Here is an 11764-nt window from a genome sequence, read left to right on the forward strand (position 1 = left end):
GCAATTAATTACAATGACCATGCAAAATGACATTGAAAAAGTGTTAATATCTGAGGAAGAACTTCAACAGAAAATCAGAGAAGTGGGAGCACAGCTTGAGGCTGATTACAAAGATAAGTTCCCACTGGCTATCGGTGTTTTAAAAGGCGCTATGCCATTTATGTCAGATTTATTGAAACGTGTTGATACACACCTTGAAATGGACTTCATGGATGTTTCGAGCTATGGAAACTCCACTGTATCATCTGGTGAAGTGAAAATCATCAAAGACCTTGATACATCAGTAGAAGGCCGTGACGTACTAATCATTGAGGATATCATCGACAGTGGTTTAACTCTAAGCTATCTTGCAGAGCTCTTCCGCTACCGCAAAGCAAAATCCATTAAAATCGTTACATTGTTAGACAAACCAACAGGCAGGAAGGCTGACATTACTCCGGATTACGTTGGATTTATCGTCCCTGATGCATTTGTTGTAGGATATGGCCTGGATTATGCGGAAAGATATCGTAATCTCCCATACATCGGTATATTGAAACCTGAGATTTACACGAAATAATAGTATTCAGTTAAAAGAGATGGCCAGATAAAAACAGCGGTGTTAAATTATTGTAATTCATTAATTTTGTATGATAATATTTACTATAGTTTGTTTACCCGTGGGAGGAGGTAAGGGATGAATCGGATCTTCCGTAATACCATATTTTATTTACTGATATTTTTAGTCATCATTGGGATTGTGAGCATCTTTAACAATAACAATGAACCTCAGGAAAAATTGACCCAAGATCAATTCTATAAGCATTTGGAGAGTGGGGACGTCAAGTCATTAACGATGCAACCCGAAGGCAGTGTTTTTGAAATTACAGGGAAGCTGAAGGAATATGATGAAAACAAGTATTTTGTTGCATACGTTCCATTTAGTGAGTATGCACAGAGTCGCATTGGCGAAGCTGTAGAAAAACAAGGTACTGAAATTGTTGATGTTTTACCTCCAAAACAAACAAGTGGCTGGGTTACATTCTTTACTTCGATCATTCCATTTGTAATCATTTTCATACTATTCTTCTTTTTACTTAACCAAGCACAAGGCGGCGGTGGCGGCCGAGTGATGAACTTCGGGAAAAGTAAGGCGAAGCTGTATAACGATGATAAGAAGAAAGTTCGTTTCAATGATGTTGCCGGGGCAGACGAAGAAAAGCAAGAGCTTGTAGAGGTCGTGGAATTCTTAAAAGACCCTCGCAAATTTGCTGAGCTTGGTGCCCGTATTCCTAAAGGGGTCCTATTGGTGGGTCCTCCAGGTACAGGTAAAACCTTACTTGCACGAGCGGTAGCTGGTGAAGCAGGCACGCCTTTCTTCTCAATCAGTGGATCTGATTTCGTAGAAATGTTCGTTGGTGTCGGTGCATCTCGTGTTCGTGACTTATTTGAAAATGCAAAGAAAAACGCACCATGTATCATCTTCATTGATGAAATCGATGCAGTAGGTCGTCAAAGGGGCGCAGGCCTTGGCGGCGGTCATGATGAACGTGAACAAACGTTGAACCAATTGCTTGTTGAAATGGACGGTTTCGGTGGAAATGAAGGCATTATCATCATCGCCGCAACAAACCGTGCAGATGTATTGGATCCAGCATTGCTACGACCTGGCCGCTTCGACCGTCAAATTACAGTTGGGCGCCCAGATGTAAAAGGTCGTGAAGAAGTATTGAAAGTTCATGCTCGTAACAAGCCTTTGGCAGAAAGCGTGGATTTAAAAGCAATCGCTCAACGTACACCTGGATTCTCGGGTGCCGATCTTGAAAACTTACTGAATGAGGCGGCTCTTGTTGCAGCCCGTCAAGATAAGAAAAAAATCGATATGTCCGATTTGGATGAAGCGTCGGATCGGGTAATTGCAGGTCCTGCAAAGAAAAATCGCGTGATATCGAAAAAAGAACGGAATATTGTTGCCTGGCATGAAGCGGGTCATACAATTATCGGTCTGGTCCTCGATGATGCAGAAGTGGTTCATAAAGTTACGATTGTCCCTCGTGGTCAAGCTGGTGGATATGCCGTCATGCTTCCGAAAGAAGACCGTTTCTTCATGACCGAGCCTGAACTAAAAGATAAGATCGTTGGTCTTTTAGGTGGTAGGGTAGCCGAAGAAGTTACTTTTGGTGAAGTGAGTACGGGTGCTCATAATGACTTCCAACGTGCGACAGGCATTGCCCGTAGTATGGTTATGGAATATGGAATGAGTAAACTTGGACCTCTTCAGTTTGGAAATTCACAAGGACAGGTGTTCTTGGGCCGCGACTTCAATAATGACCAAAACTATTCCGATGCAATCGCTTATGAGATTGATTTGGAAATACAACGCATCATTAGAGAAGCTTACGAAAGATGTAAGAAAATCCTTACTGAAAATCGTGAAAAACTTGATTTGGTTGCCAAGACCCTGCTAGAAGTGGAAACGCTGGATGCAGAACAAATCAAAGGGCTTTTCCAAGATGGTAAATTACCAGAACGGGATTATACAGCTCTTAATGGGAATTTGACTACTGATGAAAACGTAAAAGTTAACATCAATACGAAAAAGGAAAAAGAGGCTCTTTTAGATCCATTGGATAAAAGAGAACCTGAGGACCTTGAGATAACGGAGGAAGGATTGAATACACCTCCGATTGAAGAAGGTACACCTCAAGATAAGCCACTTTCTTTCCCAAAAGAAGATGACAATAAAAAGTTGTAAGTTGACTTGAAATCAAAAGGGTATTTCCTCCTCGGAAATACCCTTTTCTTTACACTATAAATATGAGAAAGCCTACAAAATTTTCAGCTGGCATATTTTTACCTTTTGAGAAGCGCGACTAATAGCATCGAAAATAACAGTATGGTATGATGTGGGAGAATAATTTAGCGGAGTGGTGAAAACAATGATTTTTGTACTAGATGTTGGGAATACGAATACTGTATTAGGCGTATACGATGAAGAAATACTGAAATATCATTGGCGAATTGAAACAAGCCGCAATAAAACAGAAGATGAGTATGGAATGGTCATAAAGTCTTTACTGCAACATGAAGGTCTCTCATTCGACCAATTTGACGGCATCATTATATCATCGGTTGTACCGCCTATAATGTTTGCGCTTGAACGCATGTGCAAAAAATACTTTGGAATCAAACCACTTATCGTTGGACCTGGTATTAAAACGGGATTGAATATAAAGTATGAAAACCCTCGCGAAGTGGGAGCGGACAGAATTGTGAATGCTGTAGCAGGCATACAGGAATTTGGAAGCCCTCTCATCATCGTCGATTTTGGAACCGCAACGACATATTGTTATATAAATGAGGAAAAGCAGTACATGGGGGGAGCAATCGCCCCAGGGATCGGAATTTCTACAGAAGCGCTTTACTCGAAAGCATCCAAGCTACCGAGAATTGAAATTAGCCGTCCAGACGGAATAATAGGTAAAAATACGGTTTCGGCCATGCAGTCAGGTATTTTATACGGGTATGTAGGCCAAGTCGAAGGAATCGTAAACCGCATGAAAGCACAAAGTAATTTAGAGCCGACAGTCATTGCCACTGGTGGATTGGCCACGTTGATTGCCAATGAATCCACAGTTATCGATGTTGTGGAGCCCTTCTTAACATTAAAAGGCCTACAGCTAATTTACAAAAGGAACCGAGAGCAAGTAAAGAAGTAAACCTAAAAAAACAGCATGGGAGGACATATAAATGAAAGATTATTTAATAAAGGCGTTAGGATATGAAGGTCAAGTGCGAGCGTATGCGGTCTCCACAACAGAAACTGTAGGGGAAGCGCAACGGAGGCATTATACCTGGCCGACAGCATCGGCTGCACTTGGGCGCGCTATGACTGCCGGAGTAATGATGGGTGCCATGTTGAAAGGTGAAGAAAAGCTTACGATTAAAATCGAGGGCGGAGGACCTATAGGCTCCATCCTTGTTGATAGTAATGCAAAGGGGGAAGTGCGTGGATATGTAACGAACCCACAAACTCACTTTGATTTAAATGAACAAGGAAAATTGGATGTCAGAAGAGCGGTTGGAACCGAGGGGTTATTAACCGTCGTGAAAGACATTGGTTTACGTGATAATTTTTCTGGGCAGGTTCCTCTAGTTTCGGGAGAATTAGGTGAAGACTTCACGTATTATTTTGCAACATCAGAGCAGGTACCTTCCTCGGTGGGAGTGGGCGTATTAGTGAATCCTGATAACTCGATTCTAGCCGCGGGTGGTTTCATCATCCAACTAATGCCCGGTACTTCTGACGAAACGATTACGAAAATCGAACAACGTCTAAGCACCATCGTTCCTGTTTCTAAAATGATTCAAAATGGTTTAACTCCGGAAGAAATCCTAACAGAACTATTAGGGGAAGGAAATGTACAGGTTCTAGAAAAAATAGATGTAGAATTCTCATGCCCATGTTCAAGGGAAAGGATTTCTAATGCCTTAATAAGCCTCGGGCAAGAGGAAATCAGGGATATCATCGAGACGGAAGGACAGGCAGAGGCCCAATGCCATTTCTGTAATGAGACATACCAATTTTCCAAAGAGGACCTTGAAGAACTAGAAAAGGAAACACAAAAATAAAAAAAAGACGGGAGAAAAGGGTTTTGTCTAAACAAAAGCTTAGGGCAATCATTGCTGGTCTTGCCTTGTTGAACCTATTGACAATCCTAATCTTTGTCATCTGGCCATTCATCGCTTCCAAAATCACTTTAGGAGAGGAAACGGCAGCGAAGATTGGCTCTAAAGATATTTCCCGGGAAGCATGGATCAATGAACTTGAAAAACGATATGGTAAAGACGTGCTTGAGGAAATGGTTGATAAAGAAGTAGTGGGACAAGCAGCGAAAAAATACAAAGTGACCATATCCGAAGATGAAGTGGATCGGGAACTGAAGATGATGAAAACGATGTATGGAACTGCTGGTCAGAATCTAAGTAAAAGCAAAGCCCAATGGAAGCAGGAAATTCAATCGAATCTCCTGCTCGAGAAGCTGCTTACAAAGGATGTCACAGTTTCCGAAGCGACCATGGAGGACTATTATGAGAATAATAAGGACATCTATCGAATACCCACTACCTATCATATTTCTCAAATAACTACATCGACTAAGGCTCAAGCAGAGCAAATAATAAAAGAACTGAATAAAGGCGTTTCATTTCCTGTGTTAGCCATGGAGAAATCTCTTGATGAATTCACAGCAAATCAAGGGGGAGACATGGGGTATATATCGCAGGATAATGAACAAATCTCGAAAGCATATATTTCCGCTGCCGAAAAGTTAAAGGTGGGAAATTGGAGCCAACCGGTTGAGACGGATGAAGGATGGGCTGTTCTCTATTTACATGAGAAAATTGACGGTAGGCAATACTCGTATAAGGAAGTAAAAGAGCAAATACGCCGCCAAAAAGCCTTGGAACAAATCCAGGCGCCGGTATCCGGTAAGATTTTCTGGGATGAGTTTGATGTAGATTGGGTATATGGTTCAGAAGATCAAAAGTAGGTAAAAGGATATAAAAGAAAATTTAGAAAATTGCAGATAAACATTGACAACGAACTAGTGAAACTGGTAACTTTAAATTAATAAAACCAATAAACATACTCGGTATTAATAAAAGGAGTGGAGAACATGGCACGTATAGTTAATTCAGTAACGGAATTAATCGGGCAAACGCCTATAGTAAAATTAAACAAGCTTCAAAACGAAAATAGTGCAGATATTTATTTGAAACTTGAATATTTTAACCCAGGGAGCAGCGTTAAAGACAGAATCGCTCTTGCTATGATCGAAGCCGCAGAAAAAAGTGGAGATCTTAAACAAGGCGATACGATCATTGAGCCTACAAGTGGTAACACTGGGATTGGCCTTGCGATGGTAGCTGCAGCAAAAGGGTATAAATCAATCCTTGTAATGCCTGAAACGATGAGCTTGGAACGTCGCAACTTGCTTCGTGCTTATGGAGCTGATTTAGTTCTAACGCCTGGACCTGAAGGAATGAAGGGTGCCATTGCTAAAGCGACTGAGTTATCTAAAGAACACGGATACTTCATTCCACAACAATTCGAAAATAAAGCGAACCCTGAAGTTCACCGTAATACTACCGGTCCAGAAATCATTGAAGCGTTTGGTGAAGATGGCCTGGATGCATTTATCGCAGGAATTGGAACGGGTGGTACGATTACTGGTGCAGGTGAAGTACTTCGTGAAAAATATCCTGATATTAAGATCTACGCTGTAGAGCCTGCCGATTCACCTGTATTGTCAGGAGGAAACCCTGGCCCACATAAAATTCAAGGGATCGGTGCAGGATTCGTTCCTAGCATTTTAAACACAGATCTTTATGATGAAGTTATTCAAGTAAACACGGATGAATCTTTTGAATACGCCCGTCGTGCTGCAAAAGAAGAAGGTATCCTAGGTGGTATTTCATCCGGTGGGGCTATCGCTGCCGCTGTTAAAGTTGCTGAGAAACTAGGAAAAGGCAAGAAAGTCCTTGTAATCATTCCAAGTAATGGTGAGCGTTACCTAAGTACACCTTTGTATAACTTTGAATAAGAGTAAAAGTTAACCGAGAAGCAAAGCACCTCTAGGGTGCTTTGCTTCTCTTTTTTGTGTAGTAATGAGGTTCTGGATTTTAAGGTGCTTGCGCTTTGCCTGGGTATATAGGTAAACTCATATATATACGTAGATTTTTTAATGAAGGAGAACGTCCTATGTCATTAGCTAGTACATCGAAGATCAAATGCGGTTCATTAGAATTGGATTACGGCAAAAAGACTTTAATTATGGGGATTTTAAATGTTACGCCTGATTCATTTTCCGATGGAGGAAAATATAATCGGGTAGATGCTGCATTAAGACATGCTGAGCAGATGGTTGAAGATGGTGCGGATATCTTGGACATCGGTGGTGAGTCGACCCGGCCTAATTATGAACGGATAACGGATGAGGAAGAGATAGAACGTGTCGTACCTATCATTGAAGCGATTTCCCGTACTTTTGAAATTCCTATCTCCGTTGATACGTACAAGTCCAAAGTTGCAGAAGCGGCATTGAAAGCAGGAGCGCACATCCTGAACGATATTTGGGGAGCAAAAGCAGATACACATATGGCAAAGGTAGCGGCTATGTACCAAGTTCCGATTATTTTAATGCACAACCGAGACAATATGGAGTACCAACAATTTATCCGTGATTCTTTGCAAGATCTATTCGAAAGCATTAGGATTGTGAAGAAAGAGGGAGTCTTGGATGAGAATATCATTCTAGATCCAGGTATCGGGTTTGCAAAAGATTTGACACTGAATTTGGAAATGATGAGGAATCTTGATAAGCTGGTATCATTAGGGTATCCAGTACTGCTCGCTACATCGAAAAAATCCATGATCGGACAAGTTCTTAATCTACCGGCACATGAACGTTTGGAAGGGACGGCAGCAACGATATGTCATGGGATTCTTCAGGGCTGCCAAATGGTCCGGGTGCATGATGTAAAGGAAATGGGACGTACAGCTAAAATGATGGATGCTCTTATAGGAAAAGGTGAGTTTAATGGATAAGATATTTGTGAATAAGATGGAATTCTACGGATACCATGGTGTATTTCCGGAAGAAACAAAGCTTGGCCAGCGATTTAGGGTGGATCTGACTGTAGAAGCGAATTTGGCCAATGCGGGCATGAGCGATAATCTCGAAGACTCCATTAATTATGGTGAATTATATGAAGTCTGTAAAGGTATCGTTGAAGGGGAACCGTACAAGCTGGTGGAAGCTGTTGCAGAAAGGATTGCATCGGAGTTACTCACCAAGTTTCCGAAGATCATGGTGTGTACAGTGAAGATATATAAACCAGACCCTCCTATAGCAGGACACTATGAATCGGTTGCCATAGAGATTGTAAGGGGACGCTAAAATGAAAAATATATCGTATCTATCAATTGGTTCGAACATGGGGGAGAGCTTCGATACATTTCAAAGGGCTTTCCAATTATTGAGTGAAGATCCACATATTAAACTTGTCTCTTGTTCATCATTATATGAAACGGACCCTGTCGGATATACTGACCAGGATTGTTTTTTGAATGCTGTCATTAAGGTGGAAACCGATTTAACACCAGAGGACTTATTGCGAGCATGCATGCAAGTTGAACAAGAATTAGGAAGAAAAAGGAATGTTAGATGGGGTCCTCGTACGTTAGACCTTGACATTTTGTTATATAATCATGAAAATGTTGAGACGGAGATTCTTTCAATCCCTCATCCTCGGATGCATGAAAGAGCATTTGTGATTATTCCTTTAATGGAATTGGAATCAGATATAATTCTTCCGAAAATGAATACATCCTTGAGCGACCTGCTTGAAAAGATTCCGGATAAAGAAGGAGTTCGATTATGGAAGCTGAAAAATGGGGAAGGCGTATTCGCGCTTTTCGAAAGTTAAAAGGTTTTACCCAAGAGGAGTTCGCAAAAGAGATGGGTGTTTCTGTTTCTTTGTTGGGTGAAGTTGAAAGAGGGAACCGAAATCCCACAGAGGAATTTTTACTAGAAGTGGTGGATGTTCTTAAAGTTTCAATTGAGGATCTGCAACCACTTGAGGATAAATGAAAGAGTGGTATAGGGGGTCACGATGTGTTAAAAATAGGCGATATTGAAATGAAGAACCGGGTAGTTCTGGCTCCGATGGCGGGGGTATGTAATTCGGCTTTTCGTTTGACTGTCAAAGAGTTCGGTGCAGGATTGGTATGCGCAGAGATGGTAAGTGACAAGGGAATCGTTCTTCAAAATGCCAAAACGCTGAATATGCTTTATATAGATGAAAGAGAAAAACCGCTAAGCTTGCAAATCTTTGGTGGTGAAAAGAAAAATCTAGTTGAGGCAGCGAAGTTTGTAGATAAAAATACAACGGCAGACATCATTGATATCAACATGGGATGCCCTGTCCCGAAAATCACTAAATGTGATGCCGGTGCAAGATGGTTACTTGACCCAAATAAGATATATGAGATGGTTTCGGCAGTTGTGGATGCCGTAGATAAACCTGTTACTGTTAAAATGCGCATTGGCTGGGATGATGAACATGTATTTGCTGTTGAGAATGCCAAAGCGGTAGAACGTGCAGGGGGCAAGGCAATTTCCCTTCATGGCAGAACCCGGGTTCAATTGTATGAAGGGAAAGCTAATTGGGACATTATTCGAGAAGTGAAAAATTCCATTAACATTCCCTTGATTGGAAACGGTGATGTGGAAACCCCGCAAGATGCTGAAAGAATGCTAAAGGAAACTGGCGTTGATGGAGTCATGATTGGTCGGGCGGCCTTAGGGAACCCGTGGATGATATACAGGACAGTGAAGTATTTGGAAACTGGACAATTGATGGATGAGCCGACAGTCCGTGAAAAGATGGATGTATGCATTCTTCATATGGATCGTCTGATAGCGTTGAAAAATGAGCATGTTGCTGTCCGTGAAATGCGCAAGCATGCTGCCTGGTACCTTAAAGGTGTCAAAGGCAATGCAAAAGCACGTAAAGGTATTAATGAATGTGAGACTAGAGAAGATGTTACGCGACTTCTGTATGGACTCGTTGATGAATGTGAAGCGAGGGAACAAAACATCCAAATGGTTTGATGTTTGACATTACCTTCCTGTTTTTCTATAATACGTTTATCGAAAACTGCCAGTGAACCTGGCAGTTTTTATCTGTCCATATATTAGAATTTAAGATAAAAAGCTGTTGAAATCCTTTACTTTATGTAAGAATAAATAGGTATGCAATTAGAAAGTTCAAATAGTTATATGAGGCTTTGATTAATAGAGATGGAGATGATTTTCGTGAGTCATGAAGAATTGAATGACCAACTGCAGGTAAGACGCGACAAAATGCAGGCTATGATTGACAATGGACAAGACCCGTTCGGCAGTAGGTTCGAGCGTTCCCATACTTCGCAGGAGATTGTTGATGCATATGGTGCATTGGAAAAAGAAGAGTTAGAGGAGAAAGAAATAGAAGTTACCATTGCAGGTCGTGTCATGACCAAACGTGGTAAAGGGAAAGCTGGTTTTGCCAATATACAAGATATAAGTGGCCAAATCCAAATATACGTCCGCTTAGATAAGGTTGGAGAAGAGTCATACCAAATTTTCAATCAAACGGATCTTGGTGATATTGTGGGAATCACGGGTGTCATCTTTAAAACGAAAGTCGGCGAACTTTCCATTAAAGCTAAAGAATATGTGTTCCTTTCTAAAGCATTGCGCCCACTTCCCGATAAGTTCCACGGTTTGAAGGATGTAGAGGAGCGTTACCGGAAACGCTATGTTGACTTAATTACAAATGAAGAAAGTAAAAACACTTTAATCATGCGCAGTCGTATTGTGCAGGCTATGAGACGTTACTTAGACGATCAAGGATATTTGGAAGTGGAAACACCGCTATTGCACTCTGTAGCAGGTGGAGCGGCTGCACGCCCATTCCTGACTCACCATAATGCATTGGATATGCCCTTAAACTTAAGGATTGCCATTGAACTTCACTTGAAACGCCTGATTGTCGGCGGCTTAGAGAAAGTCTATGAAATCGGTAGAGTATTTAGGAATGAAGGGGTCTCCACTAGACATAACCCGGAATTCACACTTATTGAATTATACGAGGCGTACGCGGATTATAAGGATATCATGAGCTTGACAGAGAACTTGGTTGCCCATATTGCACAAGAGGTTCTTGGAACCACAACTATCCAGTACGGAGAATATGAGATCGATTTAAAACCAGAGTGGAAAAGACTCCATATGGTTGATGCTGTAAAAGAATATACTGGTGTAGACTTTTGGACTACTATGAGCAAAGAAGAAGCGCAACAACTTGCGAAGGAAAATGGGATTGAAGTGAAAGAGTCCATGGAATTTGGTCATATCGTTAACGAATTCTTCGAACAAAAAGTAGAAGATAAGTTAATCCAACCTACATTCATCTATGGACACCCAGTAGAAATTTCACCTTTAGCGAAGAAAAACCCAGAGGATGATCGATTTACTGATCGATTTGAATTGTTCATAGTGGGAAGAGAGCATGCGAATGCATTCACGGAATTAAACGATCCAATTGATCAACGCCAACGCTTTGAGGCACAATTGAAAGAGCGTGAGCAAGGAAATGACGAAGCTCATGAAATGGATGAGGACTTCTTGGAGGCTTTAGAATATGGTATGCCGCCAACCGGAGGATTGGGAATTGGGGTCGACCGTCTGGTTATGTTGCTGACGAATTCGCCTTCGATTCGTGATGTCCTGTTATTCCCGTTAATGAGACATCGTTAAGCCATAAGGAAAACCGGTGAATCAGAACCGATTTAGGAAGTGTGTATATGAGCAGCGACTCATGGCACACTGTTCTAAATCGGTTTTTTGTTTTTTGATTATAATTTTGTTAGGTTGTTAGGGTTTGATTTTTAGCTTTTAAATAAAAACTTTTGCTATTTCAAAAAAACTTTAAAAAAGGTATTGCGCAGTTTGCGTAATGATGTTATATTTATATCTGTTGTTACGAACGAGTTTCACACGGATTACAAACTTCGAAAAAGTTTTAAAAAGTTCTTGACTCTGAGTTAACAAGATGTTATAATAAATAAGCTGTCGTAAGGCATTGCTCTTTGAAAACTGAACAAAACAAAGCGCCAACGTAAATTTTGAGTGAGCACACACTATAAAAAAGCAAAATGAGCAAGTCAAACATTTCT

12 protein-coding genes are annotated in these 11764 nt (G+C 41.1%); all 12 read left to right on the top strand.

What is annotated here, in order from left to right; translation table 11 throughout:
* The first annotated feature begins 19 nt into the window (after positions 1-19).
* Complete coding sequence (gene hpt, locus ACIQXQ_RS19770) at positions 20-559, top strand: hypoxanthine phosphoribosyltransferase (RefSeq protein WP_402875962.1); 540 nt, start codon at positions 20-22, stop codon at positions 557-559.
* A 117-nt stretch (positions 560-676) separates the two neighbouring features.
* Positions 677-2734, top strand: a complete 2058-nt coding sequence (gene ftsH / locus ACIQXQ_RS19775; protein ID WP_402959610.1) for an ATP-dependent zinc metalloprotease FtsH — start codon at positions 677-679, stop codon at positions 2732-2734.
* A gap of 184 nt (positions 2735-2918) precedes the next feature.
* Entirely contained in the window at positions 2919-3698 is a 780-nt protein-coding gene (locus tag ACIQXQ_RS19780) for a type III pantothenate kinase (protein WP_402875963.1), read from the top strand.
* A gap of 31 nt (positions 3699-3729) precedes the next feature.
* A complete protein-coding gene (hslO, locus tag ACIQXQ_RS19785; protein WP_402875940.1) occupies positions 3730-4611 on the top strand; it encodes an Hsp33 family molecular chaperone HslO in 882 nt (293 codons plus the stop codon).
* A gap of 23 nt (positions 4612-4634) precedes the next feature.
* Positions 4635-5531: a peptidyl-prolyl cis-trans isomerase gene (locus tag ACIQXQ_RS19790; RefSeq protein ID WP_402875944.1), complete on the top strand. Its 897-nt coding sequence runs from the start codon at positions 4635-4637 to the stop codon at positions 5529-5531.
* Between the two features lie 126 nt (positions 5532-5657).
* Complete coding sequence (gene cysK, locus ACIQXQ_RS19795; protein WP_402875947.1) at positions 5658-6584, top strand: cysteine synthase A; 927 nt, start codon at positions 5658-5660, stop codon at positions 6582-6584.
* Positions 6585-6742: 158 nt separating this feature from the next.
* Complete coding sequence (gene folP, locus ACIQXQ_RS19800) at positions 6743-7588, top strand: dihydropteroate synthase (RefSeq protein ID WP_402875949.1); 846 nt, start codon at positions 6743-6745, stop codon at positions 7586-7588.
* The gene (gene folB / locus ACIQXQ_RS19805) at positions 7581-7940 is read left to right on the top strand and encodes a dihydroneopterin aldolase (RefSeq protein WP_402959612.1); all 360 of its coding nucleotides are present in this window, start codon (positions 7581-7583) and stop codon (positions 7938-7940) included. The genes folP and folB overlap by 8 nt, the downstream gene beginning before the upstream one ends.
* A 1-nt stretch (position 7941) precedes the next feature.
* On the top strand, positions 7942-8469 hold the full coding sequence (folK, locus tag ACIQXQ_RS19810; RefSeq protein WP_402959614.1) for a 2-amino-4-hydroxy-6-hydroxymethyldihydropteridine diphosphokinase: 528 nt from the start codon (positions 7942-7944) through the stop codon (positions 8467-8469).
* Positions 8421-8633: a helix-turn-helix domain-containing protein gene (locus tag ACIQXQ_RS19815; protein ID WP_402875955.1), complete on the top strand. Its 213-nt coding sequence runs from the start codon at positions 8421-8423 to the stop codon at positions 8631-8633. Before folK ends, ACIQXQ_RS19815 begins: the two co-directional genes overlap by 49 nt.
* A gap of 24 nt (positions 8634-8657) precedes the next feature.
* Entirely contained in the window at positions 8658-9656 is a 999-nt protein-coding gene (dusB, locus tag ACIQXQ_RS19820) for a tRNA dihydrouridine synthase DusB (protein WP_402875956.1), read from the top strand.
* A 195-nt stretch (positions 9657-9851) separates the two neighbouring features.
* Entirely contained in the window at positions 9852-11345 is a 1494-nt protein-coding gene (gene lysS / locus ACIQXQ_RS19825; RefSeq protein WP_402875958.1) for a lysine--tRNA ligase, read from the top strand.
* Positions 11346-11764 lie beyond the last annotated feature (419 nt).

This window comes from Peribacillus sp. NPDC097198 (assembly GCF_044762055.1).
Lineage (GTDB): Bacteria > Bacillota > Bacilli > Bacillales > DSM-1321 > Peribacillus.